This window comes from Haloprofundus salilacus (assembly GCF_020150815.1).
Classification (GTDB): Archaea; Halobacteriota; Halobacteria; order Halobacteriales; family Haloferacaceae; genus Haloprofundus; species Haloprofundus salilacus.
The window spans coordinates 2,638,686-2,663,926 of record NZ_CP083723.1; the positions used below are offsets into that span (position 1 = coordinate 2,638,686).

Here is a 25,241-nt window from a genome sequence, read left to right on the forward strand (position 1 = left end):
TCGAGGTTAGTCCGCGGCGACTTCTTCGGCTTCGGCCTCGCCGACGTCCTCGCGGTAGTACTTCTCGATGAGCTCCTCGTCGATGCGGTTGAGTTCTGGCTTCGGGAACATCGACAGCAGGTCCCAGCCGATGTCGAGCGTCTCGTCGATGGTGCGGTTGGTGTCGAAGCCCTGGTCGACGAACTCCTCCTCGAAGCGGTCCGCGAAGTCGAGGTAGAGGTTGTCGCGCTCGGAGAGTGCCTCGCGGCCGACGATGTTCACCAGGTCGCGGAGGTCCTCACCCTCCGCGTACGCGGCGTACATCTGGTCGGAGACGTCCGCGTGGTCCTCACGGGTGAGGCCTTCGCCGATACCGTCGTCCATCAGCCGGGAGAGGCTGGGCAGCGGGTTTATCGGCGGCTCGATGCCCTGCGAGTTGAGGTTCCGGTCGATGTAGATCTGCCCCTCAGTGATGTAGCCGGTCAGGTCCGGAATCGGGTGCGTGTCGTCGTCACCTGGCATCGTGAGGATGGGAATCTGCGTGACGGAGCCCTCGCGGCCCTCGATGCGACCCGCGCGCTCGTACAGCTGCGCAAGGTCAGTGTACATGTAGCCGGGGTAGCCACGTCGGCCCGGCACCTCTTCACGCGCTGCACCGATTTCACGCAGCGCTTCACAGTAGTTGGTCATGTCCGTGAGGATGACCAGCACGTGGTAGTCCTTCTCGAAGGCGAGGTACTCGGCGGTCGTCAGCGCCATCCGCGGCGTGACCGTCCGCTCGACGGCGGGGTCGTCCGCGAGGTTCATGAAGACCACGGAGCGCTCCAGCGCACCGGTGCGCTCGAAGTCCTCCATGAACTCGTTGGCCTCTTCGGCGGTGATACCCATCGCCCCGAAGATGACGGCGAACTCGGAGCCGTCGTCGTCGCCCTCGTCGTCTTCCTCCTCGGGCACCGTCGCCTGACGGGCGATCTGGAGCGCGAGGTTGTTGTGCGGTAGGCCGGACGCCGAGAAGATAGGCAGTTTCTGCCCGCGGACGAGCGTGTTCATCCCGTCGATGGCGGAGACGCCCGACTGGATGAACTCCTCGGGGTACTCCCGCGAGAACGGGTTGATCGCCTCACCGATGATGTCGTGGCGCTCGTCAGGGACGATCTCCGGGCCGCCGTCGATGGGCTGGCCGGATCCGTCGAGCACCCGCCCGAGGAGGTCCTCGGTGACGGGCATCTTCAGCGTCTCGCCGAGGAAACGGACGGACGCGTTTCGGTCGATACCGGTGGTTCCCTCGAACACCTGGATGGCCACGAGGCCCTCCGAGGATTCGAGAATCTGGCCGCGCTTCGTCTCGCCGTTCGGCGTCTCGATCTCGACGATCTCGTCGTAGCCGACGGGTTCGTCGACTTCGGCGAACACCAGCGGGCCGCTGATCTCGGTGATGGTTTGGTACTCTTTCATTAGTAGAGCTCCCGGAGTTCTTCGGCGATATCGTCTTTGAGATCGGCGATGTACTCCTCGTAGTTCTCCTGGACGCCAACGCGGTTGATGCGCGGCGCGGCGTCGATGGCCGTGATCTCCTCGACGGGGACGCCGGCTTCGAGCGCCTTGAACGCCTCGTCGTGGTAGTGGTGGATGGCCGTCAGGAGCAGGTACGTCTTCTCCGGCGAACAGTAGGTGTCGACCGGGTGGAACGCGTTCTGCTGGAGGTACGCTTCACGGAGGTAGCGCGCGACGTCGAGCGTCAGCTGCTGGTCCTCCGGCAGCGCGTCCTTGCCGACCAGCTGAACGATCTCCTGCAGTTCGCTCTCCTCGTCGAGCACGTCGACGCCCCACTGGCGCTCCTCGGGCCAGTCGTCGGCGACGTTCTCGATGAACCACGGGTCGAGCTGGTTCTTGTACAGCGAGTACGACTCGCCCCAGTTGATCGCCGGGAAGTGCCGCCGTTCCGCGAGGTCGGCGTCCAGCGCCCAGAACGTCTTCACGATGCGGAGCGTGTTCTGGGTGACCGGCTCGGAGAAGTCGCCGCCCGGCGGCGACACCGCGCCGATAGCCGAGACGGAGCCTTCGGTTCCGTTGATGTTCTCGAAGTAGCCGGCGCGCTCGTAGAACTGCGAGAGGCGCGCGGCGAGGTAGGCGGGGTAGCCCTCCTCGCCGGGCATCTCCTCCAGTCGGGAGGAGATCTCGCGCATCGCCTCAGCCCACCGCGAGGTGGAGTCGGCCATCAGCGCAACGTCGTAGCCCATGTCGCGGTAGTACTCAGCGATGGTGATGCCCGTGTAGATGCACGACTCACGTGCGGCGACGGGCATGTTCGACGTGTTCGCGATGAGCGACGTCCGGGCCATCAGCGGGTTGCCGGTCGTCGGGTCCTCCAGTTCGGGGAAGTCCTCGATGACCTCGGTCATCTCGTTGCCGCGCTCGCCGCAGCCGACGTAGATGATGATGTCGGCGTCGGCGTACTTCGCGAGCTGGTGCTGAGTGACCGTCTTCCCGGAGCCGAACGGTCCCGGAATCGCGGCCGTTCCACCTTTCGCGATGGGGAAGAGGCCGTCGAGGATGCGCTGTCCCGACACGAGCGGGGTGCGCGGCGTCTTCTTCTCGGCGGAGGGACGGGGCTGACGGACCGGCCACTCCTGGTGCATCGTGATCTCCTCGCCGTTGTCGAGTTCGACGACCGTCTCCTGTACGGTGAACGAACCCGACTCGACGGAGGAAACCTCGCCGCCTTCGAAGGTCGGCGGAACGAGCACCTTGTGGTCGATGGTGACCGTCTCCTCGACAGTGCCGACGACGTCGCCGGGGGCGACCTCGTCGCCCTCCGAGACCTCGGCGACGAACTCCCACTGTTTCTCCATCTCGATGCCGGGCGCGTCGACGCCGCGGTCGAGGAAGGCGCTGTTCATCTTCTCTTCGAGAACGTCGAGCGGTCGCTGGACGCCGTCGTAGATGGAGTCCAGCAGGCCGGGACCGAGGTCGACAGTCAGCGGTTCGCCCGTGTTCTCGACGGGTTCGCCGGGACTGACGCCCGAGGTCTCCTCGTACACTTGGATGGTCGTGGTGTCGCCTTCGATCTCGATGACTTCGCCCATCAGCCCTTCGTCACCGACGTACACGACGTCGTTCATCCGGGCGTCGAGGTCGACGGCGGTCACGACCGGACCGCTCACGCTCTGAATTCGGCCGTCCTCTCGGACGGTCTCCTGTGTTGCTTGGCTCATTGATTCTCGTCCTCCATTAGGTCGATACCGATTGCTCGTTTGATCTGCTCGCGCAGTCCACCGCCGCCCGCGCTGCCCGAACCGAGCGTAACGAGCGTCGGTTCGATACTCTGTTCGACGGACTGTCGGACGTTGCGCGAGAGGTGCGCGAGGTCCTCGTCGTGCATCACGACGATGCCGACGTCGTCGTCGGCGAGCGTCTCCTCGACGGCGGCGTCGAGGCGCTCGTCTTTCTCATCCTCGGGGACGTTCTGGAACTTCCGAACGCCCGCGAGGCGGAAGCCGGTGGTGAAGTCGGGGCTGCCGATAACGGCGATCTCCTGACTCATAGTATCACCAGTTCCTCTTCGATCTCGTCCTCCGAGAGGCCCGCCTCGCGTCCGCGGGCGATGGCGCGGATGTTCTCTACTTCCCGCTCCTTGGCGAGAATGTAGGAGATAACCGGCGACACCGACAGCGGGAACACGTGGCCGAGACTTCCCGAGTACTCCAACAGCGCCGCTTCGAGCGCACGTTCGAAGCCGATGAGGGAGTCCGCGCGTTCGAGCTCGTCGAGTGCCGACGAGAGTCGGTCGCCGTAGACGCTGTCTCGAATCCGCGACACCAACTCGTCGGGGTTCTGTGCCAGCTGCGACAGCTCGGTCGCGCTGAACAGTCGCCCGCCGTCGATGTAGTACTCCGAAGGGTCGATGTCCGCCCCGCTGCGGGCGAGACGGAGCGCGTTCCGCGCGTTGCGGAAGTCGATCTCGGCGTACAGGAACTCACGGTACTGCTCGGTCGCCTCGTTGACGACGAGACCGTCGAGCAGGTTTTCGTAGAACGCGCGGTCGACGGCGTTCTCCAGCGGGACCAGTACGCCCGACTCCTCGTAGTCGTCGTACGCCGCTCTGAGCGGTCGTCCGTAGATGGTCCCGTCGAGGGAGTCGACCACCTCTTCGATGGTCGTCGCTTCGAGCAGTCGCTCTATTCGACGGTCGCCGAACTCACCGGCACGGATGAGGTCGGTCTCGACCTCCTCGCGCGGCGTATCGGTGTAGATACCGCGGATGACCGTCTTCACGTTCCACGCGTCGAACTTCCGGAGGTAGCGTGCGATGAGGTCGTAGAGTCGCCCGTTGGCCCAGTCGAGAATGTCGTTGAACTGCTTCGCGAGGTTGCGGTTCAGCGCGAACTCGATCAGGTCGACGCCCGAAAAACGGGCCCCGAGGGCGTTGATCTCCTCTTCGTACGTCGACTCCTCCATGAAGCGAGCGATCTCGGCGGGGCCCATCCGGAGGAGTTTGCGGTAGTCCTCGTCGTCGTACAGCGCACCGCGTCGCGAACGGACGCGGGCGTTGACGTACTCCGGATTCGAGCTGCCGGTTGCGCTCATTGGTCGAATAGTCGGGCGCTCACGTCCTTCAAATTATCCTCCCAGACGGAGTCGAGGACGGAGTCGAACGTGTTGTTCACCCGAACGCGGGAGTTTTTGCCTTCGACGTAGACGCCGCCGATACAGTCGCGGTCGCCCACGAACTCGTAGCCGTCGTAGTCGGCGAGAATCTCGGTGATGAGCGTCTCGTCGTCGGCACGTCCGTACACGTACACCTCGTCTTCGTCTTCGAACTCCGTCGAGGCCGCGTCGAGCAACTCACGGGTGAGTTCCTCGCGGTCGTCACCGGAGAGATCGACGAGTTCCGCTTCGACCTGCTCGTACACGTCTTCGAGCACGTCGCGGCGGGCTTCGAGGCGCTTCTGCTTCGCTTGCAGTTTCGCGCTCGACAGCGTCTGTTCGCGCTCCTGCGCGATTTTCCGCTCGACTTCGCGTTTCCGCTCTTCGAGCAGTTCCTCTGCGTCGGCCTCGGCTTCGGCGACGATCTCGTCGGCGCGTGCTTGGCCCTCCTCGCGGAGGTTCTCCGCACGTGCGCGGGCCTCGTCTCGAATGTCCTCAACGACAGTATCCAAACTCATGGTGGAAAGAGAGGGGCTGGTTTAGACCAGGAAGATGACGACGAGCGCGAGAATGACGAGCGTCTCCGGCAGGACCGTCAGAATCAGGCCCTGCACGAAGAGGCTCTCGTCCTCGGCGATAGCGCCGACTGCCGCGGCACCGATACCGCGCTCGGCGTAGCCCGCGCCGAACGCGGCGAGGCCGACGGCGAGCGCCGCTGCCGCCGACGGCTCGATGGCGGGGCCGCTGGCGGTTCCTTCTGCCTGCAATGCAACGTTTGCGAGTTCGGGTAGGGTTTCGAACATAGTGGATGAGTCGTCAGTACCGTGTGGTACTGTTTTCGGTCGTCTCCGAACAGTTCGTATTTGACCGCACAGCCGTCATAAAGCTTCCCAAAGAAGTCCGTCAGCGGTGGCGAAAGCGAGCGATTCGGGCCACTTTCGGATGTCACAGTCTACCGAGGCAGTCGCTTTCAGGGTTTAAAAACGAAGGCGTGAGCGGCGAGGCGTCAGTCCTCGGTGGTGTATCGCCGGTCGTAGCCGAACGGCTCGTACTCCTTGCCGCCACCCTCGTAGAACTTCCCGAAGAACTCCACGTACTCGAGACGGACCGCCTGCAGGCCGGCGCTCGTGACGCCGAGCGCGAGCACGAGCAGGTGGCCCAGCACGAGCACGACGAGGCCGACGAGGACGAGCGCGGCTCCGCCGTGGACGAGGCCGGGATACATGATCGCTTCGGCCCCGTACTCGCTGGTGACGTACTCCGGACCGTAGCTGAGCATGAAGTGGAACTCGCCGTGGTGCTGGTACGCTCCGAAGAACAGGAGGTTGACGACGAACGCCATTCCCGCCTTCGCGAGCAGCACCGCGGCGATCCGCGTGTACGACAGCACGTTGACGAGCACGTTCAGCGCCTCGACGACCTCGATCGGTTCGCCGAGGGCGAGCAGTACGACTCCGGCGAAGAACGCGGCGATGCCGATCCAGCCGACGATGGCTGGGAAGCCGGTGAAGCCGAGTGGAATCACGCCGTTAGCCGAGAACGTCTGGTAGACGAACTCCGGGGCGGTGCCCTTCAGGATGTCGCTGAAGACGAACACCCACAGGCCGTTGAGCATGAGGAGCCACGAGCCGCTCTCGTACACCGCGTGCTTGAGGTCGTGGTGCTCGTTGACCTCGACGAAGTCGAGAATCCACCCGAGGTTCAGGTGGAAGATACCGACGAGCACACTCACGACCAGCCAGCCGGTCGCCCAGCCGATCTGGGACGGCGACAGACCCTTCAGCAGTGGTGCGTGACCGAGTCCGAGCGCCCCCTCCCAGAAGTACGTCGAGATGAGGTGCAGCCCGAAGATTTCGCCGTACAGCACGCCGAATAGCATCGTGAACAGGCCGGCCCAAATGGTAATCCCGCCCATGCTCTTGAACGCCTCGCTGTCGAACTTCGTGTAGAGGTAGTAGCCGATGCCGGTGTATATGGCACCGTAGCCAAGGTCACCGATCATGAACCCAAAGAAGGCCGGGAACGTCAGGAAGACGAGCACCGACGGGTCGAACTCGTTGTACTTCGGTCGGCTGACCGCGTTGACGAGCACCTCGAACGGCTTGGCGACGCCCGGGTTATCCTGAATAACGGGCGGGTCGTCGCGCTGCATCACGACGCTGTTGCCGCCGTCGGCGCGCACTTCGTCGTCGCCGCTGCCGCCGTCGGCGGCGGCCGCGGGTTCGCCGGTCGAACCGTCGACCTGGTCGATCCACGCCTCGTGTCCACCGCTCTTGAAGCTCGCGCGTTCTATCTCCTCGACTTCGACGTGCTGGCTCACGTCGTCGCGGAGCGCGCTCGCGAACTGCGTGTAGCGCTCGGTCGGAATCCAGCCCTCGGCGACGAAGGCGTTCTCCGTCGTCGCGAACGAGAGCGGCGCTTCGGTCTTCTGGACCTCGATGGAGAGCTGTTCCTCGGCGGCGAGCAGGAAGCCTGCGGCGTCGACCTTGACCTCCTCGAGTTCGTTCTCGACCTTCGACAGTTGGGACTCGATCTGCTGTTCACGGTGACGGAGTTCGTCGACGTACTCCTCGGGACTCGACTCGGACTGAGGAATCTCGTACGTCGAGAAGTCGGTGCCGACGAGCGCCTCGTCGAGCGCGCCCTCAGCCGCGTCCTCGGGGTACGCGAAGACCGCGAACACGTCGTCGCCCTCGAAGATCTCGAACGCGTCGATCGTCTCGGCGTCCGCGAGCGCGCGCTCGACCTCGTTGCGGTTCCCCTCGCCGACGGCGACCTGCAGGGTGTTGTAGCCCGACAGCAGGTCGAGGTCGATGCCGAGGTCCGCGAACGGTTTGACGGCGTCGATGTCTTCTCGGACGTTTCGGAGGTCGTCGCGGAGGTCTTCGCGGCGGTCGTCGAGTTCGTTGACCTCGGCGCGGATCTCCGCGAGTTCGGCTTCGACTTCCTCGTCGTCGTCGAACGTTCGAGTCGGCCCCGCGTCGTCATCGTCGACGTCGAGGATGCTCTCCAGCGACCGGACGGTGACGAGTTTGTCCGAGGCTTCCTCGGCACCAGAGACGGGGTCACCGCGCGAGAATCCCTCCCACGAGTCGGTGTAGTCGGTTACGTGCAGGAGGTTCAGGTCGTGCACCGTCTCGATGACGTCGTCCATGAACCGCTTGGACCCGGTCACCGAGACCTTACTCATCTGTTCAGGTCTGAGCATGCACCGCCTCCTCGAACCGTTCTACGGTATACTCTACCGCCTCCTCGACGTTCGACTGCGCCTCGGAGACGAGTTCCTCGCGGGCGCGCTCGCCCTCCTCGAGGATAGTCTCGCGTTCGGCCTCGATCTCTTCGCGGGCCTCCGCGAGACGGCGCTCCTCTAATTCGGACGCCTCCGCTTCTGCCTCGGCCCGAATCTGCTCGGCGCGGTCGCGGGCGTCGGAGATCAGTTCGTCGCGCTCGCGCTCAGCCTGCGCGATGATGTCGTCGGCGTCGGATTCGGCCGACTTGATCCGTTCGAGAACCTCTGGTCTCGGCATACTCACTAATCGTTGGAAACTTGCACCACGGCCGTATAAGGTGTTTGCGGAACCCGTCGCAGGAACTCGAACGCGGCGGGCTTTCGCGGAGCCGACGACTGCACCGACAGCGGGACCGTCCGGACGCCGAACCGGTCGCTGCCGGAGAATCCGCAGGATTATGCCCGCCGAGTCCGAACCGCCGACAATGGGTATCCTCGAGGACAAGGGACGGGCGCGACTGTTCTACAAGTACCTCTCGAAGGTGTACGACCAGGTCAACCCGTTCATCTGGAACGAACAGATGCGCACGGAGGCGCTGGCGCTACTCGACATCGAGCAGGGCGATCGCGTCCTCGACGTCGGCTGCGGAACCGGCTTCGGCACCGAAGGACTGCTCCAGCACACCGACGACGTTCACGGACTCGACCAGAGCGTCCACCAGATGGAGAAGGCGTTCCAGAAGTTCGGCAAGCGCGACAAAGTCAAATTCTACCGCGGCGACGCCGAGCGCCTCCCGTTCACCGACGACAGCTTCGACATCGTCTGGTCCTCCGGTTCCATCGAGTACTGGCCCAACCCGGTCGACGCGCTCGCGGAGTTCCGCCGCATCGTCAAACCCGGCAAGCAGGTGCTCGTCGTCGGCCCGAACTACCCGAAGACGACGGTGATGCAGAAAGTCGCCGACTCCATCATGCTCTTTTACGACGAGGAGGAGGCCGACCGGATGTTCGAGGAGGCGGGATTCGAAGACGTCGAACACGTGCTGATGGGACCGTCGTACGACCCGGACATCGCCATCACCACCGTCGCCCGCGCGCCCGAGGAGTAGCGCGTCGGAGACGAAGCGCGTCGGAGACGACTAGCACGACGGCCGGAGACGGCTTCGCATCCGATTCTCGCGTTCTCTCTTTCCGGCTCTCTCGTTCGTCGAGCGCCGACGGCCACCGAACGCTCGTTCACCGAACGACCACCGAGAGCGTCGCGAGCGGTCGTCCGTCGTAGCGGATGTCGACGGTCACCGACGACCCGGCGGTCAGGTCGGGGTCGTTGGTGTCGGCGACGGCGAACGACGCCGTCTCGCCGGCGCTCCAGCGGGCGTCCGCGGCGGAATTGAACGGTCCCGTCGGGCCGGGACGAAAGCCCCACTCGGAGAAAAACGGAAGCGCGGGCTGTTCGGCGAGCGGCGCGCCGTCGACGCTGACGCGAAGGTCGAGGCGGCGCACGTCGAGCGTCTCGCCGCCCCGGTGGACGAACCGCAGCGTGTCGTCACTGACCGTGAGCGACAGCACCGCCCGCGCGCCGTCGGACGACATCTGTGCGTGGTCGAGCGCGACGGCACCGACGCTGGCGGCAAGACCGATCGACACGAACAGCAGGAGGACAATGCCGACGGCGGGGACCGACGCGCGGGAGCGGTACGACACGTCGCGCAGTGGTCCGGTCATCGGTGATAAGGGTCCGTTTGCATCTGGGGGCGGTGTTTAGTCGAGTTACTCACCGAACGTTGAGGGAGCGACAACCGGCCGAACGGCCACCACAGGGTGGGACTTCGGTGAATCGCTCGCCTCCTGTTCATACCACCAGAAAATCCCTCACTACCCATCCGGGGACGAGAGAGATATCAGCATAAAACGACTCTATAGCGACTCCGATCAGGATACGACGCGGACGTGCGTCGGCGGCGACGCGAGCGAGTCGTTCGGGTCACCGACGTTCATAGCATCGTCGGGGCTGAGTTCGATGGAGACGAAGGAGTTACCGCGGATGGCCTGCACGACGAACTCGCCGTCGGGGGCGGGCGTCCAGAGGACGCCGTCGGCGTTCGTGCGCCCGAGGAACGCCGGTTGCTCGTTACTGTCCGGCCGTCCGATGCTAATGTTGCCCTGTACGGGGTCGCCAGTCGCCGCGTTGACGAGTTCGATGCGGAGCGGCCCGCCGGCGTAAGTCTGGTTGACCCGCAGTTCGAGTCCCGAACGAGTGTTGTCGACCGCTTGGCCGACGTGCACGCCGTCGAGGCGGATTCGCTGGATCTCCCTGAACACCTGTCCGTCGTTTCCGCGATCGACGTAGGCGGTGAGGTCGCCGCCGGCGTACTGCACCTTACCGACGAAGATGTTGCTCGCCTGTACGCCGGTCGGACTGTTGAACTCGCCGCGCTGCATGATGACCGGATACGCCCGCTCCATCACATCGGGGAGGTCGCCGACGGAGATCCGTCCGGACGCCTCGGAGGTGCGCCGCGTCCCGTCGTACACCTCGCGGACGTAGACGCCGTCGTCGATGGTCGAGAGGACGACACCGTCGTCGGTGGTCTGGACGAACGTTCGGGTGAAACTGTCCCCGCCGCGGAGGGCGTTCGCGGCGCGTTCACGAATCGGTCCGCGCATCGTCTGCAGTTCGAGTTTGACCGATCCGACCCGACCGTCGATGTTGAACGACTCGATGTCGTCGGCCGTCGTCGCGAGCATCGTCGCGTTCTCTCGGAGTTCCGCCGCCTCGGTGTGGACGTGCGCCAGTCGAATCAGGAGTTCCCTGGCGGAGAGCTCCCCGTCGGCGTGGGCGGCCAGCGCCGCCCGCTCCTCCGCGCGGAGGTCGTCGACGCGGATTTCGAGTTCGGTCAGCGCGCGCAGAACCGCTTTGCGGCGCTCGTCTTCGTTCTCCATGGCGGCGAGTCGTTGTCGCATCGTTCGCGTCCGGAGGTCGGTCTGCAGTCGCGTCTCTCGGACGCTCAACGCGGCGCTCAGATTCGACGACGACGTTCCGAACTCTGCGGCGGTCGCGTCGTCGTCAAGCATCAACACGCTCGTCTCGTTGTGGATCTCGGCGAGCGAGAGATTCGATTCGGTGGTCGGCGACTCGGCGGAGGGCGAGGTCGGGGAATCGACGGCCGGCGGCGCGGCGACGACGACGCCAGCGACCGACGAGACCAGGAGGAGGACCGCAGTGACCAGCGCGGCGGACTGTCTCATCAACGGCGCGTACACAGCCATCATATTAAAACCGGTCGCTGTCCGACACACGACGACCTACCGACACGAATCGGCGGTGGCGGATCCGCGGCCGCAATCAGACGGAACCGAACCTGCGGTGTAGCTGTGGCGACACCCTGCTGTGGCGGCGTCGTGGCGTCCGGCGGTCGGACGCCTGTCGGACGTCCGATGGAAAGCGTTTTGCCGTACCCCTGAGAGTTGGTGAACTGTATGCGGTACGCCGCCCTCGTGCTCGCCCTCCTCGTCTTCTCAGCCGGGTTCGCTCCACCGGCCGCCGCCGTCGTCGGTACCGACGACGGACAGAGAGCGACGGCGTTCCAGACGGACGAACCGCCGAAGACGCAACTCGTCATCGCCATCCAAGGCAACGGCGACGCGAGGTGGTCGGTCGTCACGCGTTATCCGCTGCGCGGTGACAACAGCACGGCGGCGTTCGAACAACTCGTCGCCGACCTCCGAAACGGCGAAGCCAACGCCACGGTCGACGAAGGGACGTTCGAGCAGTTCGCGACCCTTTCCTCGGAGGCGACAGGCCGCCAGATGGAGATACAGAACGTCACCTACGAGGGCACCGTTCGGAACGAGACCGGCGTCCTGAACATGACGTTCACGTGGACGAACTTCGCGCAGGAGACGGACCAAGGACTCAGAGTCAGCGACGCGTTCGAGACCCCCGACGGCGGGACGTGGTTCCCCCGCCTCACAGCGGACCAGCAACTCGTCATCCGAACGCCGACGAACTGGGAGATACAGAGCAACTTCCAGGCGACCAAAGACAACGACTCGCTCGTCGTCGACGGTCCCCGCGACCTCACTGACAGGTCGGGTACGGGTAACGTCATCTTCGTCTCGTACGACTCGCCGGGGCCCGGACGCCTGACGCCCGGCGGCGAGAACGAGAACGACCTCGCACTCATCGCAGGCGTCGGCGCAGTACTCGTCTTCGCGGCGATGATCGCCGCCGTCGTCCTCCGGCGTCGACAGGAGTTCGACGAGGCCGACGAAAAGATCGTCACCGTCGACGGCCCGTCGACGACGCCTCGACCGACCGACGACGGCGGGGGATCCGTCGCCGACCCATCGCCCGAAGAACCGGCGGTCGAAGACGACGTCGACCTCTCGCTGCTCTCGGACGGCGAACGCGTCGAACGACTGCTCGAACGCAACGGCGGCCGGATGCGACAGGCCAACATCGTCGCGGAGACCGGTTGGTCCGACGCGAAGGTTTCGCAGTTGCTCTCGTCTTTGGCCGACGAGGGACGCGTCGAAAAACTCCGCCTCGGCCGCGAGAACCTGATTTCGCTCCCCGACGACGGTGGCGACAGCGACGACGACGGAGACGGCGACACCAGCGGCAACGGTGGGAAACGGCGATAACGAACTCGTCGCCGAGTGAGAATTTGTCGCGCGTCGTCGTTTTTCGCCCTCTCGTTCCGAAAACGTTTACCGACGAGTGGAGGTAGTGGTCGATGATGAAGATTCTCGTAACCGTCAAGGAAGTCGCCGAAGTCGAAGACGACTTCGAGATCGACGGGCTCGGAATCGACGAGGCGTACCTCGAGTACGACCTCAACGAGTGGGACGACTACGCCGTCGAGGAGGCGGTACAGATCGCCGAGAGCGGTGACGACGTCGAAGTCGTCAGCGTCACCATCGGTCCCGAACGGAGCGAGGAGACGATTCGGATGGCGCTCGCGAAGGGCGCCGACCGTGCAATTCGCGTCTGGGACGACGCGTTCGAGAGCGTCGACCTGCTCGACGTGGCCGCGAAGACGCGACTGCTCGCCGCCGTCGTCGAGCAGGAGGAACCCGACCTCGTGCTGACCGGCGTCCAGGCCTCCGACGACGGCTTCGGTGCGACGGGCGTCTCCGTCGCCGACGCCGTCGGCTTCGAGTGGGCCGCCGTCGTCAACGAACTCGAACTGGAAGAGAGCGTCGCCAACGTCCGCCGCGAACTCGAAGGTGGCGTCGAGGAACTCACGGAAGTCGATCTCCCCGCGGTGTTCACCATCCAGACGGGCATCAACGAGCCGCGCTACGCGAGCCTGCGCGGGATTCGGCAGGCCCAGCGCAAGGAGATTGCCCCGATGGGACTCGACGACCTCGGTCTCGACGCCTCGGCGCTCGACAGCCCCATCGAACTCACGGGGATGCGCGAACCCGAGAGCGAATCGGACGCCACCATCTTCGAGGGCGACGCCGAGGAGACCGCCGCCCAACTTGCGGACGTTCTCCGCGAGAAGGGGGTGGGCGCACAATGACCGTCCTCGCTATCGCCGACCACCGCCGCGGTGACCTCCGCGACGTGAGCTACGAGCTCGTCACCGCGGGCCGACAGCTCGCCGACGCGACCGGCGGCGACCTCCACGTGGCCGTCATCAGCGGCGAGGTCGACGAGTTCGCCGAGAACCTCAATCTCGACGGCGTTGACGCCGTCCACACCGTCGAGAACGGCGAGGAGTTCAACCACGACGTGTACGCGGGCGCGGTCGAGGCGCTCTACGGCGAACTCGAACCCGCGGTCCTGTTGATGCCCAACAGTGTCAACGGTCTCGACTACGCGCCCGCCGTCGCGAACGCGCTCGACCTGCCGCTCGTCTCCGACGCCGTCGACTTCGACTACGACGATGGACTCACGGCGACCCGCGAGATGTACGAGTCGAAGGTCGAGACGACCGTCGACGTGGATGCAGAACACGTCGCCGTCACGATTCGCGGCGGCGAGTGGCCCGCCGCGACGAACGTGGGCGACGCCGAGGTGTCGGCGTTCGACTACAGCCCCGAGGGCGAACTCGGTTCCCGCGTGCTGGGCTTCGAGGAGGTCACCGGCGGCGACGTCGACATCACCGAGGCGGACGTGCTCGTCTCGGTCGGTCGCGGCATCGAGGAGGAGGAGAACCTCGAACTCGTCGAGGAACTCGCCGACGCGCTCGGCGCGACCCTCTCCTCGTCGCGGCCCATCGTCGACGCCGGGTGGCTCCCGCCGAACCGGCAGGTCGGCCAGTCCGGCAAGGTCGTCACGCCGGACGTCTACCTCGCCGTCGGCATCTCCGGGGCGGTTCAGCACGTCGCCGGGATGAAAGGCTCCGACACCATCGTCGCTATCAACACTGACCCGAACGCCCCCATCTTCGACATCGCCGACTACGGCATCATCGGGGACCTGTTCGAGGTCGTTCCAGAACTGATCGAGCAGTTCTCCTGAACCTTTTTCGCTGTCGCCGAAAGGCGCGTAGCGCCTTTCGAGACGACGAGAAACGCCGTAGGCGTCTCTCGAACCGCGCTCGGCCGCTTCGCGGCCTCGCTCGGTAAAAGGTTCATCAAAAGCACTCCTCACTCATTTCAGCGCGGCAAGCCGCGCTTCCATTCGTTCGTCGGCCGAAGATCGCAAAGCGGTTTTCGCACGTGACAGAACCGCGTGCTGTGAATGGCCTCGCTCGCGGACCAGTCCCGCGTGAAATCGGCCGAGGAAAGACACCAAGTGGCGGACTCGTTTTCTCTCCGTTTCGGTACGTACTTCCCTGACCACCCCTACCTGTCCGATAATGGAGTATTTGGAGCGCCGGGTCGCGATGGTCAACGACCGTCTCGAAGCGGTCGTCGAGTCGGTCGAACCCGACGAGTTGTCCGAGCAACTCGGCCACGTCTCCCTCGCGGGTGGCAAACGCGTGCGACCCACGGTGACGCTCCTCGTCTGCGAAGCGGTCGGCGGCGACCCAGCCGACGCCGTCGACTTCGCCGTCGGCGTCGAACTCGTCCACAACGCGTCGCTCGTCGTCGACGACATCATCGACCGGTCGGATCTTCGCCGGGGGACGCCGAGCGCGTGGGCCGAGTACAGCTACGGGTCGGCGATTCTCGCCTCCGACGGCCTGCTCGGCGAGGCGTTCGCGCTCTTTTCGGCCGAGGAGCAGGCGATGCAGGTCGTCGCCGAGTCGATGGTCGAACTCGGCGAGGGCGAGGCGACGGAGCTCGTCGCGCAACCGACGGACGAGGAGGAGTACATGGAACTCGCGCGCCGGAAGACGGGTGCGCTGTTCCGCGCCGCCGCCGAAGTCGGCGCGGTCGCCGGGGGAGCGGACCCGTTCGCGGTCGAATCGTTCGGCGAGTACGCCGAGCGCGTCGGCATCGCGTTCCAGATTCGCGACGACGTGCTCGACGCGACGGCCGACTCGGCGGACCTCGGCAAGCCCGCCGGACAGGACGAGACGATGGAACGCCCGTCGCTCGTCCAGATTACGGACCTGACGCCCGAGGAGGCCGACGGACGCGCCCGAGCGCAGTCGGAGGCGGCGCTCGACGCGCTCGACGCGACGGATATCTCCGAGTCGGACGCGAGAAAGTATCTCCGCGATCTCGCGGAGTTCGTCGTCGTCCGCGAGCGCTGACGTTCGTCGCCTCCGGACGCCGACTCTCGCTTCTTATGCCGGTTCCGCGCCGGTCGGATACTTCGACTCCGCGATGGCGAATGTGAGCGTGCTCAACACGCCGAGCAGCGTCCCCGCCGTGAGCGCCAGCGCGAGGTCAGTCAACGTGAGCGTCCGAACCAGCGCTACCGTCTCGCCCGCCGGGAGCAGCCCCGAGAGGAAAAAGCCCGACAGTGCGTAGAGTACGAGCGCGATGGCGACGACGTAGAACGGCGCGTTGAGGTAGCGCCACTTGAACTCGTCGACGAGATACTCGTCGGTCACCTGGCCGAGACTGCTCGTGACGCCCGCCGCGGCGAACCATTGGACCGCGCCGTGGACAAACGCCGCCGCCAACGCCGGGGCGGTGAGCGACCCGCCGACGGCGCGTTCGACCGCCTGTATCGTCTCGACGCCCTGCGCGCCGCCGACGATGATGAGCGCAGCGGCGACGACGTAGGTGATGAGCGTCACCCGTCCGGCGTAGAGGATGTTCCGCGCGCGCGCTGCCGCGTCGTCGACGAACCGTTCCAAACCGAGTCCGCGAAACAGGACGTACAGACCGAGGAGCGCGGAGATGAGTCCGAGCACCGTCGCGCCTTCGACATCGAACAGCGTCGCGATGGTGACGAACGGGTAGATGAGCAGCAGGATGCCAAGCGGGACGAGGATGGTCCCGCGCGTCTCGGGGTCGTCGAGCACCTGCTTTATCGTGTAGTACATCGACTCCAGGTCCTGCGCTTGCCGGACGACGACTCGCCGGACGCTGTCGATGGGGACCCGAGAGCGGATGACCGGCAGCACCGACTCGTCCTGCGCGCCGTCGGTGATGACGACGGCGCGGACGTTCTCGCCGGTCTGGAGACCCGCTAACACTTCGTCGACCTCGTCGCCGACGGCGCGGTTGGCCTTCACGTCGTTGCCGTTGAGACCCGTGACGGCGGCGACTTCGACCTCCTCGGCGTCGTCGGGGTCGCCGTCGGCGAACTCGGAAACGAGGTCGTCGTGGACGTGGATGCCCTGAAAGAGGACGTTTACGTCGGAGTCCTCCGGGTCGGCCGTCGCGAGCGCGACCGCGGCGTCCTCGACGGCGTCGCGACCGACTACCGGCGTCCTCACGCCGGTTTTGCGGCCGAGGTCGTCGTCAAGGTCGACACAGAGGACGAGCAGCATCGTCAGCGGCTACGCCAGCATGCTATATTTGCTTTCGGGAGCGTCGGCGCTCTCCGGTCGGCCAGTTATCGGCCTTCGAGTTCTGAGAGGACGCGCCGGAGTCGGCGACGGCTCGACAGATACGACGCGCCGCCGGTGACGAGAAAGAACATGCCGATGCCGACGAACAGCAGCCCCAGCGTGTCGGTCGCATCGCCGACGAACAGCCGATACAGTGCGACGCCGAACAGAAACGACGAAAACCCCGTTCTGACGTGTGCGAGCGTCGTCCGCTCGCGGGCGAGACGCGTTCGTTCGACCGCCAAATCCCGGTGCGACGTTGCCGACGCGGACGCGTCGTCGGACGGGTCGGTGCCAAAGTCGGCCATCGTCGACAGTTCGACGCCGACGCGAAAGCGCGTTTCGTCGCAGACGTCGAACATCGTCGTGGACACCGAGTGCAGACGCGCACCGAATGCGAACAGCCACCACACGCGAGCGAAAGACGAGTCGCACGCCTTTTGACGCTGCGCCGAATACAACGTCGATAGCGAATGATTTCGAAGGGCTGCGAACAGTGCGCTATGGGTGGGAAGATGGTACTCTTCGTCTACGGGTACTGCGACCAGCGGGACTGTTTCTACTGCCCTCTCGGCGAGAATCGCAAGAACGTCACCGACGTGTACGCCAACGAGCGACTCGTCGAGGAGGACGAGGACGTCATCCGCGAGGCCAAGCGGATGGACGCGCTCGGCACCTCTATCACCGGCGGCGAACCGCAGGAGGCGCTCGACAAGACCTGCCGGTACCTCCGCCTCCTGAAGGAGGAGTTCGGCGAGGACCACCACACTCACCTCTACACCGGTATCACGGGGGGTCGCGAGAACATGTGCCGCCTCGCCGAGGCCGGACTCGACGAGATTCGGTTCCACCCGCCTTTGGAACTGTGGGGCGAGATGCACGGCACCGAGTGGGAGGAGATTCTGTACATCGCCCGCGAGGAAGGGCTGACGCCCGCCTTCGAGATTCCGGGCATCCGCGCCGAGGAGGAGTTCTTGGAGTTCCTCGACGAGGGCGCGGCCGAGTTCTGCAACGTCAACGAGTTCGAGATGTCCGACGGGAACTATCGAAGAATGCAGGAGGAGGGCTACGAACTGCAGGAGGGCCACATGTCGGCCGTCGACGGCTCGAAGGAGGCCATCTTGGACGTGATGGGCGACCACGAGCGCGTCTACTTCTGTACCTCCGTCTTCAAGGACGCCGCCCAGCACCGCAACCGCCTGAAGCGCATGGCCCGCAACATCCGCCGCGAGTTCGATGAGATAACCGACGACGGCACGCTCGTCTACGGCAAGACGTGGGAACCGGAGGCACGACTGCAGGAACTCGGCGTTCCGGAGGAGTTCTACACCGTCAAATCCGACCACGTCGAACTCGCGTGGTGGCTCCTCGAAGAGATGATCGAGGAGGGCGACGTCGAGAAAGGCGAAATCGTCGAGCAGTATCCGACCGTCGACGGGACAGTGGTCGAGCGAACGCCGTTGGCGTAGGATCGGTTCGGATATTTTCGGCCCAGATTTTTGCGAGGAGGATTGCGAGCGTAGCCTCGTCGGCGAGCGGACGCCGTTAGTGTGACGTAGTCTCTGCTTTCGTGTCCACAACTCAGACGTACTCGACGGTGAGCGCGTAGTACGCGCTCGGGCCGAACACGAGCGCCGCGGCGACGACGGTCCACTCGTCGACTGCGACGCCGAGAGCGGTCACGACGGCCAGGAGACAGACACCGGCGGCGACGCCGACGAGGACGAACAGCCGACGTGTCGACGGCGACGGAAACGCGCCGCGTCGAGCGGCGTAGAGGCCCCCTGTGAGCGAGACGAGAAGCGCGTCCGCCGTCGCGTACAACGCGGTGTCGGCGATAAATCCGAGCGAGAGGAGTCCGACGGCGAGTCCGAGACAAGCGAGCGCCGTCCGAGCGGGGGTGAGCGGGTTCACTGCGGCGCCGTACCGGAGGTAGTAGCCGAGCGGCGGCAGAAGCGCCAGCAGCGCCAACAGGATACCGAACGTGAACCCGGCGAGCGGGGAGGCGAGCGCGATCCCGCCGAGCGTCGCCTCGACGAGGAGGACGGTCCCGACGAGGCATCCGAGCGCGAGCACCGCCATCGGCGGGAGCACGGCCGTCGGGTCGTCGTCGTGGACGACGGCGTAGGCGGCGAACGGGTAGCCGAGCGCGACGGCGACGAGCGTCGTCCGGAGGACGTCGCCGGTGAGGACGAGCGACGAGACCAGAAACGAAAGCGAGAGAAACGCCCCGGTGACGAGCGCGAACTCCGGGACGTGACGACCCATGACGGAACGTTCGAACGGGGCGGCAAAACGGGTTTCGACCCGGTGAGCGATACACAAGCGTTTAGACGACACCCTGAGTAGTCACGTCCATGCCGGACTGTCCATTGGCCGACGAGTGCCCGAGTTTTTCGGAGCGAATCCAGGGAATGGGATGCCAACACTACGGCGACCGAGGCGGCGCCGAGTGGTGCAACCACTACAGCATGCCCATCCGCGACCTGAAGCAACAGCCCGTCAAACCCGGCGAAGAGGTCGTCGTCGAGGTGACCGACATCCACGAGAGCGGCGCAGGCGTCGGGCGAACCGAGGACGGTTTCATCGTGTTCGTCGACGGGGTTCTCCCCGACGCGCGGGCGCTAGTGAAGATTACGAAAGTGAAGTCGAGTCACGCCCGCGCCGAGGAGGTCGAACGACTCCCGATGGACCCCGAGTCCGAAGACCCGGAAGCGGAGCAGAGCGGCGACGGCGAGGACGACAGCGACGGGGGAGGGCCGAAACGCCCTACCGCGCTCGGTAGCCGCGACAACTTCTGGGGTTCGTAAGCGCCGGCCGTCAGCGACGCGGCCCCCACGGACAGTCCCGACTTTCGGTTTTCTGTACCCTTTTTGCCGACGGCGTTCGACGCACGCGTATGGACGAACAGGACGTGACCGAGATACTCGAACAGGCGGGCTTTGCGCCCGACGAGAGCGTCCTGACGCACCGACAGGCCGAGGTGCTCGCGCTCCGCGAGCGCGGCGTCCGGCAGTCCGACATCGCCGATTTCCTCGGCACGTCGCGGGCGAACGTCTCCAGCATCGAGGCCAGCGCCCGCGACAACGTGGCGAAAGCCCGCGAGACGGTGGCGTTCGCCGAGGCGCTGACCGCTCCCGTTCGGGTCGAGGTGCCGGAGGGGACGGATCTCTACGACGTGCCGAAGCAGGTGTACGACGCCTGCGACGCCGCGGGCGTGAAGGTGAACCACACCGCCCCCGATCTGATGAAGATCGTCAGCGACGCCGCGGGCGACGCCATCCGCGGGCGCGAGGTTCGAGTACCGCTTCTCGTCGGCGTCACCAGTGAGGGCGCGGTTCGCGTCCGGCGGTCGACGTAGAGGGCAAGGGCAACCGACGCTTCTGCGCGGGTTGCCGACTTGGGAGGTACTTTCTGTGTGCGGCCGCCTCGCACACCACATGGACCTCGGAGTATCCGGAGACGTAGCACTGGTGACGGCGAGTTCGAGCGGCCTCGGCCACGCGAGCGCCGAGTCGCTGGCGGCCGAAGGCGCACACGTTGTCGTCTGCGGCCGCGACGAGGAGAGACTCGACGCGGCGGCCGAGAAACTGGAGTCGGTCGGCGACGGCGACGTGCTCGCGGTGCCGACGGACCTCACCGACCGCGACGACGTCGCGGCGCTCGTGGAGGCGACCGTCGAAGAGTTCGGCCAGTTGGACCACCTCGTCACCTCCGCGGGCGGCCCGCCGAGTGGGAGTTTCGACGATATGTCCTCCGAGGACTGGTACGGCGCGTACGACCTGCTCGTGATGAGCGCCGTCTGGACCGTCAAGGAGGCCGAACCCCACCTGAAGGAGAGCGACGCGGGCACCATCACCTGCATCACGTCGACGAGCGTCCGAGAGGTCATCGACGACCTCATCCTCTCGAACAGCGTCCGCCGCGGCGTCATCGGCCTCGTCAAGTCGCTCTCGCGGGAGTTCGCCCCCGACGTGCGAGTCAACGCCGTCTTGCCGGGCGCACACGAGACCTCGCGCGTCGAGGAACTCGTGGAGGACGCCGTCGAACGCGGCGACGTCGATAGCTACGAGGAAGGGCTAGAGGGCTGGTCGAACGGCATCCCGATGGGCCGCATCGGCAAGCCCGAGGAACTGGGCGATACCGTCGCGTTCCTCGCGAGCGACCGCGCGAGTTTCGTAAACGGCGTCGCGCTCCCCGTCGACGGCGGGAAGCTGCGGAGCTAGCCCTCATGGCCTCAGTCACCGGTCGAGGGCGGAATCTTGTCGGGAGATCGGCCCGTTCTAAGACGAATTTTGCTCCGCATCGCGTCGGCTTTCTCGTCGGCGGACTGTTCATCCACCATATTGGTGCTAACCTCTCTGTCGCTGTCGAAGATGAACGTCAATTGTGCGTGGACGGGACTAACAGTCAATGACGTAATGAATGATCTTGGGCTGCTAATGGCTACCTCAGCATACAACCGCCATTAATATATCCGAATTGATAAGTTTCTGTACATCAGTACTGGAGTTCTTCGGCTGTGTACTATATTCTATCTATCCTATTTATCATTTATAAATTCGTCTAGGCTGATTATACCACCAGAGGATAAATTATAAATTACTGATTTAGAATCTTATAATTGCGATTGGAGATAGACAATATAAAGCGAGCAGGAGAAGCGCGATTAAGATCGTAGCAGCGGGTACCGGAGTAGTTGGCGGAGTTCGACCTCTGATGCAGACGGTTGCAGCAGATTCGGTAAACCGTGACTTCGAAGATTCCGACAGTGATTCGTCCGGGAGTAAGATCCTCGAGCATGGAACTCTTCTCCGTCAGTACGATGCCCGAGCAGTGAGTGGTACGGTGGACTATTGGCAAATCAAGTTCGAGATGTTGACCAACTCCATCTCCTACGACGGTGACAACACCTACAATGGGATGAAAGGCAATAGTACGGATGTCACATCAAGCCACAACAAGTGGAACACTAATGATACGAAATACTGGGTGGGTAGCGGAACAACTCAACAAGAGGAGGCCGATGAGTACGACCACATCTCGAACTTAGCGGGTGACTTCGCAGGTATCATCCCGGTACTCGGGGATGCCCTAACCGCATTTGAAGTTCTCGTTCACCTGACGGATTTATTTGAGGACGCTGGAGGCGAGGTCATCAATCGCGATTGGACTTGGGGTGACGCATTCAGCGGTGCTCCTCAGAGTGAAATCTTCAATAGATTCGATGCGGAATGCGATCCTGGCGAACGCGCCGGGTTTACAGCCACGGACTACGCGTCGGCAGAGAGATATGATGGTACCGGGAAATTCCTCAGCGCAGAGACGGAATTTCTAGTAAACTTCGCTGCACCAGAAACGAGCCCGTCTTCGCTGACGCGAATGTCAGCCTCGTCTTTGGAGTCAAAGGGGATCAGTACAGTGTCGGCAAAACAGATCAGGAGAAATCCTCTAAAATACGGTTTCACTCCCAGGGAGGCGAGTGACCTAAAACCAAGTGATATTGTCTACTTCGCACCGGTCGATATCGAAGTCACTACAGGGTAGTTCAAAGACGCTCCAAATATCATTTTTTGAGATGCCAGTAAACTCCGCCCACTATTATTCCGGTTATTGCTAAAGTAAGGGCGTATCCAGCCGGTCCAGTAACGACTGAAGAGACGACAAGTCCCACGAGAATGAGAATTCCAACGACCCCTGCAAACACCATCCGAAACTTGAAATAATCTTCTGGGAGTTCCATGATTTTTCTGATAATTGAGAAGTGATAAATCTACCTCCGTAACGTCAAGGGAGGATATTGGGATAAAGGGGCGAAGCAGAACATAACGGATTCAAGACGGGTAGCACGAGGGGCGATAGTTCGAAGCGGAAGAAATTCCGGAGGGCACCAATCCCAAGCTCAGAATAGCCCCTCCGCCTTCAGCACCGAAACCACCTCTCTCACGCGCTGCGCCCCCTCCTTCGGCACGACGAGCACCCGGTCGTCGTAGGCGACGACGGCGAGTCCGTCGACGCCGACCAGCGAGACGTGTTTGTCGTCGCTGGCGACGACGTTATCCGCCGCGTCGATGGCCAGATAGTCGCCGAGCGCGACGTTACCGTCCTCGTCGGCGTCGAGCACGCGTTCGAGCGCGTCCCACGACCCTAAATCGTCCCAGTCGAACGTCGCGGAGACGACGGCGGCGTGGTCGGCGCGCTCCATCACCGCGTAGTCGACGCTCACGTCGTCGACGGCGGCGAATCCCGCTTCTTCGTTTCCGTCGTCGAGCGCGTCGACGAGGGGTGCGAGTTCCGTGTCGCGGGCGGCGGTGAGGAACGCATCGGGCGTCCACGCGAAGATGCCCGCGTTCCACAGATACCCCGAATCGACGTATTCGGCTGCAGTTTCACTATCTGGTTTCTCGTGGAACGCCGCGAGGTCGGCGTGCGGTTCGGGTTTTTCGCGCCGCTCGCCGGGTTCGATATAGCCGTAGCCGGTGTCCGGTCGAGTGGGTTCGACGCCGAAGGTGACGAGCGCGCCCGTCTCGGCCGCGACGCGAGCGCCCGCGCGGGCGACGGATTCGAAGTTCCCAGAAACGGTGTGGTCGCTCGGGAGGACGAGCACGACGCAGTCACCGACTTCCTCGCGGATGCGGTGGGTCGCGTACGTCAGCGCCGGACCGGTGTCCTTGCCTTCGGGTTCAACGAGCACCGTCGCTTCGGGGGCGTGCTCGGGGATCTCGTCGGCGAAATCAGAGCGGGTACAGACGAACAAGTGGTCGGCGAAGCTCGCACGTTCAGCGGTTTGCGAGAGTAGCGAGTCGTCGTCCGACGCCGACAGCGAGAGGTACTGTTTCGGGCGGTGGCTCCGACTCGCGGGGTACAGTCGGGTTCCGGTGCCACCGGCGAGTACGAGCGCGACGAGCGGTCTGTCCATGGGTCACGAACTCGTGCGAGGGCAAAAACGACGGCGACTGCAGCTGAGCCGGGAGACCGAGCTTACCACGTCTCGACGACGCCCGCGCGGACGTCTTCGGCGCAGCCCTGACAGTCGGGGTGGTCAGCGTCGAAGCAGGCGGGGCGGCCCTCGTCGTCAACGGCGACGGCTCTGCGCTCGGCGTAGCGGCGGCAGACGAGTTTGGCGCGACCTTCCTCGTCGGTGGGGAGCGCGTCGGGGACGCCCCCCGACTGCCCCTCGCGGTAGGCGCGCCTGGACTCGGCCCACTGCCGACCCGCCTTGCGGAACGTCTGTCTGACGAAGCGTTCGAGGCGCGGGTCCATACGCTCGAATTGCGGCCAAACGGTAATAATCCTCGTGGAGTCAACGCGTTCACTTTCGCTCGCCGGGCGGGAATCGGGAGATTGTCGGCAAAAGCCGCCGCCGAATCTGGCGAATTCGAGCGCCCAGAGCGTCAGACACGCGTCCGACACAGAGCGGCGAGAGGAGCCGCCAAACCCCGGTCTTCACTTCCGGTTCGGTGCCGGAACTTTTTATACCAGTAGGAGCCAACGGGCGTATGCCTCTCGTAGAAAACCAAAGAAGAGGCAGTGAGACCACATGACAGATTTGCGTACACACGCAGCGGAGATTGCGGAACAGTTCTCGGACCACCTCGACGTGGACGAAGACGACATCGAAGAGCGACTGGACAACCTCGTCAACGAGTACAAGGTCCCTGTGGAGGAGGCGCGCCGCAGCGTCGTCAATCACTACCTCGACGAGGCGGGACTCGAACGCGATGCGATTCGCGCGGGCGGCGGCGGCAGTCAGGCCGTCGAAGTCGCGGACATCGACGAGGACGAACAGTGGGTCGACCTCACGGTCAAACTCGTCGAACTGTGGGAGCCGCGTAGCGACTCCATCTCGCAGGTCGGCCTGCTGGGCGACGAGTCCGGCACCATCAAGTTCGTCTCCTTCACCACGTCCGAGCTACCGGAACTGGAGGAGGGAGCGGTGTACTCCCTGCAGAACGTCGTCACCGACGAGTACCAGGGGCGGTACTCGGTGAAGCTCAACCGGACGACGACCATCACGGAACTCGACGAAGACATCGAAGTCGGCGACGACTCGGTGAGCGTCGAAGGCGCGTTCGTCGACATCCAGAGCGGCAGCGGCCTCATCAAGCGCTGCCCCGAGGAAGGCTGCACGCGCGTGCTCCAGAACGGCCGCTGCTCGGAACACGGCAGCGTCGAAGGCGAGTTCGACCTGCGCATCAAGGGCGTCCTCGACGACGGCAACGAGGTGCAGGAGGTCATCTTCAACAAGGAGATGACCGAGGAACTCACCGGCATCGCACTGGAAGAGGCCAAACAGATGGCGATGGACGCGCTCGACACGACCATCGTCGCCGACGAGATGGCCGAGGACGTGCTCGGACGCTACTACCGCGTCTCCGGGCCGACGCTCGGCCGCTACGTGCTCGTCAACGAGTTCGAACAGCTCACCGGTCCGATCGACGCCGAGGCCGTGCTCATCAAAGCGAGGTCGATGTGAA

The 25,241-nt window shown here is 64.4% G+C and carries 27 protein-coding genes; 11 read left to right on the forward strand and 16 right to left on the reverse strand.

The features are described 5' to 3' along the window. Positions 1-6: 6 nt before the first annotated feature. The 8 genes from LAQ58_RS13635 to ahaH form a co-directional block, all read right to left on the reverse strand. Positions 7-1,434, reverse strand: a complete 1,428-nt coding sequence (locus tag LAQ58_RS13635; RefSeq protein WP_224447993.1) for an ATP synthase subunit B — start codon at positions 1,432-1,434, stop codon at positions 7-9. Then, complete coding sequence (locus LAQ58_RS13640) at positions 1,434-3,194, reverse strand: ATP synthase subunit A (protein WP_224447994.1); 1,761 nt, start codon at positions 3,192-3,194, stop codon at positions 1,434-1,436. Before LAQ58_RS13640 ends, LAQ58_RS13635 begins: the two co-directional genes overlap by 1 nt. Beyond that, positions 3,191-3,523, reverse strand: a complete 333-nt coding sequence (locus LAQ58_RS13645) for a V-type ATP synthase subunit F (RefSeq protein ID WP_224447995.1) — start codon at positions 3,521-3,523, stop codon at positions 3,191-3,193. Before LAQ58_RS13645 ends, LAQ58_RS13640 begins: the two co-directional genes overlap by 4 nt. Further along, the gene (locus tag LAQ58_RS13650) at positions 3,520-4,566 is read right to left on the reverse strand and encodes a V-type ATP synthase subunit C (RefSeq protein ID WP_224447996.1); all 1,047 of its coding nucleotides are present in this window, start codon (positions 4,564-4,566) and stop codon (positions 3,520-3,522) included. The genes LAQ58_RS13645 and LAQ58_RS13650 overlap by 4 nt, the downstream gene beginning before the upstream one ends. Then, complete coding sequence (locus LAQ58_RS13655) at positions 4,563-5,144, reverse strand: V-type ATP synthase subunit E (RefSeq protein ID WP_224447997.1); 582 nt, start codon at positions 5,142-5,144, stop codon at positions 4,563-4,565. Before LAQ58_RS13655 ends, LAQ58_RS13650 begins: the two co-directional genes overlap by 4 nt. Positions 5,145-5,165: 21 nt before the next feature. Then, complete coding sequence (locus LAQ58_RS13660) at positions 5,166-5,429, reverse strand: F0F1 ATP synthase subunit C (protein ID WP_224447998.1); 264 nt, start codon at positions 5,427-5,429, stop codon at positions 5,166-5,168. Positions 5,430-5,632: 203 nt separating this feature from the next. Continuing rightward, entirely contained in the window at positions 5,633-7,834 is a 2,202-nt protein-coding gene (locus tag LAQ58_RS13665) for a V-type ATP synthase subunit I (RefSeq protein WP_224447999.1), read from the reverse strand. Beyond that, positions 7,821-8,153, reverse strand: a complete 333-nt coding sequence (ahaH, locus tag LAQ58_RS13670; RefSeq protein WP_224448000.1) for an ATP synthase archaeal subunit H — start codon at positions 8,151-8,153, stop codon at positions 7,821-7,823. Before ahaH ends, LAQ58_RS13665 begins: the two co-directional genes overlap by 14 nt. 187 nt (positions 8,154-8,340) lie before the next feature. On the opposite strand from ahaH, the gene LAQ58_RS13675 reads away from it, so the two are divergent. Continuing rightward, positions 8,341-8,964 carry a methyltransferase domain-containing protein gene (locus LAQ58_RS13675; RefSeq protein WP_224448001.1) on the forward strand — a complete coding sequence of 208 codons (624 nt, stop codon included), beginning with the start codon at positions 8,341-8,343 and terminating at the stop codon, positions 8,962-8,964. A 127-nt stretch (positions 8,965-9,091) separates the two neighbouring features. Here LAQ58_RS13675 and LAQ58_RS13680 read toward each other — a convergent pair whose 3' ends face one another. Continuing rightward, complete coding sequence (locus tag LAQ58_RS13680; protein ID WP_224448002.1) at positions 9,092-9,580, reverse strand: type IV pilin domain-containing protein; 489 nt, start codon at positions 9,578-9,580, stop codon at positions 9,092-9,094. Positions 9,581-9,787: 207 nt separating this feature from the next. Then, positions 9,788-11,104 (reverse strand): DUF7096 domain-containing protein, encoded by a 1,317-nt coding sequence (locus LAQ58_RS13685; protein WP_224448003.1) that lies wholly within the window; start codon positions 11,102-11,104, stop codon positions 9,788-9,790. Positions 11,105-11,335: 231 nt separating this feature from the next. On the opposite strand from LAQ58_RS13685, the gene LAQ58_RS13690 reads away from it, so the two are divergent. From LAQ58_RS13690 to LAQ58_RS13705, 4 genes are all read left to right on the forward strand, one after another. Next, positions 11,336-12,502 (forward strand): DUF7345 domain-containing protein, encoded by a 1,167-nt coding sequence (locus tag LAQ58_RS13690; RefSeq protein ID WP_224448004.1) that lies wholly within the window; start codon positions 11,336-11,338, stop codon positions 12,500-12,502. Between the two features lie 95 nt (positions 12,503-12,597). Next, positions 12,598-13,386, forward strand: a complete 789-nt coding sequence (locus tag LAQ58_RS13695; protein ID WP_224450176.1) for an electron transfer flavoprotein subunit beta/FixA family protein — start codon at positions 12,598-12,600, stop codon at positions 13,384-13,386. Continuing rightward, on the forward strand, positions 13,383-14,330 hold the full coding sequence (locus LAQ58_RS13700) for an electron transfer flavoprotein subunit alpha/FixB family protein (RefSeq protein ID WP_224448005.1): 948 nt from the start codon (positions 13,383-13,385) through the stop codon (positions 14,328-14,330). Before LAQ58_RS13695 ends, LAQ58_RS13700 begins: the two co-directional genes overlap by 4 nt. 340 nt (positions 14,331-14,670) lie before the next feature. Beyond that, the gene (locus LAQ58_RS13705; RefSeq protein WP_224448006.1) at positions 14,671-15,513 is read left to right on the forward strand and encodes a polyprenyl synthetase family protein; all 843 of its coding nucleotides are present in this window, start codon (positions 14,671-14,673) and stop codon (positions 15,511-15,513) included. A 33-nt stretch (positions 15,514-15,546) separates the two neighbouring features. Here the strand turns inward: LAQ58_RS13705 and LAQ58_RS13710 are convergent, their stop codons facing one another. Together LAQ58_RS13710 and LAQ58_RS13715 are read right to left on the reverse strand one after the other, a co-directional pair. Then, entirely contained in the window at positions 15,547-16,704 is a 1,158-nt protein-coding gene (locus tag LAQ58_RS13710) for a DUF373 family protein (protein ID WP_224448007.1), read from the reverse strand. Positions 16,705-16,769: 65 nt separating this feature from the next. Continuing rightward, complete coding sequence (locus tag LAQ58_RS13715; RefSeq protein ID WP_224448008.1) at positions 16,770-17,126, reverse strand: DUF202 domain-containing protein; 357 nt, start codon at positions 17,124-17,126, stop codon at positions 16,770-16,772. Between the two features lie 111 nt (positions 17,127-17,237). On the opposite strand from LAQ58_RS13715, the gene LAQ58_RS13720 reads away from it, so the two are divergent. Continuing rightward, positions 17,238-18,233: a radical SAM protein gene (locus LAQ58_RS13720; protein ID WP_224448009.1), complete on the forward strand. Its 996-nt coding sequence runs from the start codon at positions 17,238-17,240 to the stop codon at positions 18,231-18,233. Between the two features lie 112 nt (positions 18,234-18,345). On the opposite strand, the gene LAQ58_RS13725 is transcribed toward LAQ58_RS13720, so the two are convergent. Continuing rightward, complete coding sequence (locus tag LAQ58_RS13725) at positions 18,346-19,032, reverse strand: hypothetical protein (RefSeq protein WP_224448010.1); 687 nt, start codon at positions 19,030-19,032, stop codon at positions 18,346-18,348. 89 nt (positions 19,033-19,121) lie between these two features. Between LAQ58_RS13725 and LAQ58_RS13730 the strand changes: the two genes are divergently transcribed. The 4 genes from LAQ58_RS13730 (at position 19,122) to LAQ58_RS13745 (ending at position 22,311) form a co-directional block, all read left to right on the forward strand. Further along, entirely contained in the window at positions 19,122-19,574 is a 453-nt protein-coding gene (locus LAQ58_RS13730; protein ID WP_224448011.1) for a TRAM domain-containing protein, read from the forward strand. Between the two features lie 89 nt (positions 19,575-19,663). Then, on the forward strand, positions 19,664-20,125 hold the full coding sequence (locus LAQ58_RS13735; protein ID WP_224448012.1) for a Tfx family DNA-binding protein: 462 nt from the start codon (positions 19,664-19,666) through the stop codon (positions 20,123-20,125). A gap of 79 nt (positions 20,126-20,204) precedes the next feature. Beyond that, positions 20,205-20,990, forward strand: a complete 786-nt coding sequence (locus LAQ58_RS13740) for an SDR family oxidoreductase (protein ID WP_224448013.1) — start codon at positions 20,205-20,207, stop codon at positions 20,988-20,990. Between the two features lie 493 nt (positions 20,991-21,483). Continuing rightward, positions 21,484-22,311 (forward strand): hypothetical protein, encoded by an 828-nt coding sequence (locus LAQ58_RS13745; RefSeq protein WP_224448014.1) that lies wholly within the window; start codon positions 21,484-21,486, stop codon positions 22,309-22,311. Between the two features lie 19 nt (positions 22,312-22,330). Here the strand turns inward: LAQ58_RS13745 and LAQ58_RS13750 are convergent, their stop codons facing one another. The 3 genes from LAQ58_RS13750 to LAQ58_RS13760 all read right to left on the reverse strand — a co-directional run bounded on the left by LAQ58_RS13750 (position 22,331) and on the right by LAQ58_RS13760 (position 24,027). Further along, the gene (locus LAQ58_RS13750) at positions 22,331-22,507 is read right to left on the reverse strand and encodes a hypothetical protein (protein WP_224448015.1); all 177 of its coding nucleotides are present in this window, start codon (positions 22,505-22,507) and stop codon (positions 22,331-22,333) included. Between the two features lie 159 nt (positions 22,508-22,666). After that, positions 22,667-23,683: a mannose-1-phosphate guanylyltransferase gene (locus LAQ58_RS13755; RefSeq protein ID WP_224448016.1), complete on the reverse strand. Its 1,017-nt coding sequence runs from the start codon at positions 23,681-23,683 to the stop codon at positions 22,667-22,669. Between the two features lie 62 nt (positions 23,684-23,745). Beyond that, positions 23,746-24,027, reverse strand: coding sequence for a DUF7091 family protein (locus tag LAQ58_RS13760; RefSeq protein WP_224448017.1), 282 nt, complete (start codon positions 24,025-24,027; stop codon positions 23,746-23,748). Between the two features lie 277 nt (positions 24,028-24,304). Here LAQ58_RS13760 and LAQ58_RS13765 point away from each other — a divergent pair, with 277 nt between their 5' ends. Continuing rightward, positions 24,305-25,240, forward strand: a complete 936-nt coding sequence (locus LAQ58_RS13765) for a replication factor A (RefSeq protein ID WP_224448018.1) — start codon at positions 24,305-24,307, stop codon at positions 25,238-25,240. Position 25,241 lies beyond the last annotated feature (1 nt).

Bases quoted from the DNA above. Each gene is read 5' to 3' on its own strand.
- LAQ58_RS13635 (WP_224447993.1), bottom strand. From the start codon at position 1,434: ATGAAAGAGTACCAAACCATCACCGAGATCAGCGGCCCGCTGGTGTTC.
- LAQ58_RS13640 (WP_224447994.1), bottom strand. From the start codon at position 3,194: ATGAGCCAAGCAACACAGGAGACCGTCCGAGAGGACGGCCGAATTCAG.
- LAQ58_RS13645 (WP_224447995.1), bottom strand. From the start codon at position 3,523: ATGAGTCAGGAGATCGCCGTTATCGGCAGCCCCGACTTCACCACCGGC.
- LAQ58_RS13650 (WP_224447996.1), bottom strand. From the start codon at position 4,566: ATGAGCGCAACCGGCAGCTCGAATCCGGAGTACGTCAACGCCCGCGTC.
- LAQ58_RS13655 (WP_224447997.1), bottom strand. From the start codon at position 5,144: ATGAGTTTGGATACTGTCGTTGAGGACATTCGAGACGAGGCCCGCGCA.
- LAQ58_RS13660 (WP_224447998.1), bottom strand. From the start codon at position 5,429: ATGTTCGAAACCCTACCCGAACTCGCAAACGTTGCATTGCAGGCAGAA.
- LAQ58_RS13665 (WP_224447999.1), bottom strand. From the start codon at position 7,834: ATGCTCAGACCTGAACAGATGAGTAAGGTCTCGGTGACCGGGTCCAAG.
- ahaH (WP_224448000.1), bottom strand. From the start codon at position 8,153: ATGCCGAGACCAGAGGTTCTCGAACGGATCAAGTCGGCCGAATCCGAC.
- LAQ58_RS13675 (WP_224448001.1), top strand. From the start codon at position 8,341: ATGGGTATCCTCGAGGACAAGGGACGGGCGCGACTGTTCTACAAGTAC.
- LAQ58_RS13680 (WP_224448002.1), bottom strand. From the start codon at position 9,580: ATGACCGGACCACTGCGCGACGTGTCGTACCGCTCCCGCGCGTCGGTC.
- LAQ58_RS13685 (WP_224448003.1), bottom strand. From the start codon at position 11,104: ATGAGACAGTCCGCCGCGCTGGTCACTGCGGTCCTCCTCCTGGTCTCG.
- LAQ58_RS13690 (WP_224448004.1), top strand. From the start codon at position 11,336: ATGCGGTACGCCGCCCTCGTGCTCGCCCTCCTCGTCTTCTCAGCCGGG.
- LAQ58_RS13695 (WP_224450176.1), top strand. From the start codon at position 12,598: ATGAAGATTCTCGTAACCGTCAAGGAAGTCGCCGAAGTCGAAGACGAC.
- LAQ58_RS13700 (WP_224448005.1), top strand. From the start codon at position 13,383: ATGACCGTCCTCGCTATCGCCGACCACCGCCGCGGTGACCTCCGCGAC.
- LAQ58_RS13705 (WP_224448006.1), top strand. From the start codon at position 14,671: ATGGAGTATTTGGAGCGCCGGGTCGCGATGGTCAACGACCGTCTCGAA.
- LAQ58_RS13710 (WP_224448007.1), bottom strand. From the start codon at position 16,704: ATGCTGCTCGTCCTCTGTGTCGACCTTGACGACGACCTCGGCCGCAAA.
- LAQ58_RS13715 (WP_224448008.1), bottom strand. From the start codon at position 17,126: ATGTTCGACGTCTGCGACGAAACGCGCTTTCGCGTCGGCGTCGAACTG.
- LAQ58_RS13720 (WP_224448009.1), top strand. From the start codon at position 17,238: ATGATTTCGAAGGGCTGCGAACAGTGCGCTATGGGTGGGAAGATGGTA.
- LAQ58_RS13725 (WP_224448010.1), bottom strand. From the start codon at position 19,032: ATGGGTCGTCACGTCCCGGAGTTCGCGCTCGTCACCGGGGCGTTTCTC.
- LAQ58_RS13730 (WP_224448011.1), top strand. From the start codon at position 19,122: ATGCCGGACTGTCCATTGGCCGACGAGTGCCCGAGTTTTTCGGAGCGA.
- LAQ58_RS13735 (WP_224448012.1), top strand. From the start codon at position 19,664: ATGGACGAACAGGACGTGACCGAGATACTCGAACAGGCGGGCTTTGCG.
- LAQ58_RS13740 (WP_224448013.1), top strand. From the start codon at position 20,205: ATGGACCTCGGAGTATCCGGAGACGTAGCACTGGTGACGGCGAGTTCG.
- LAQ58_RS13745 (WP_224448014.1), top strand. From the start codon at position 21,484: ATGCAGACGGTTGCAGCAGATTCGGTAAACCGTGACTTCGAAGATTCC.
- LAQ58_RS13750 (WP_224448015.1), bottom strand. From the start codon at position 22,507: ATGGAACTCCCAGAAGATTATTTCAAGTTTCGGATGGTGTTTGCAGGG.
- LAQ58_RS13755 (WP_224448016.1), bottom strand. From the start codon at position 23,683: ATGGACAGACCGCTCGTCGCGCTCGTACTCGCCGGTGGCACCGGAACC.
- LAQ58_RS13760 (WP_224448017.1), bottom strand. From the start codon at position 24,027: ATGGACCCGCGCCTCGAACGCTTCGTCAGACAGACGTTCCGCAAGGCG.
- LAQ58_RS13765 (WP_224448018.1), top strand. From the start codon at position 24,305: ATGACAGATTTGCGTACACACGCAGCGGAGATTGCGGAACAGTTCTCG.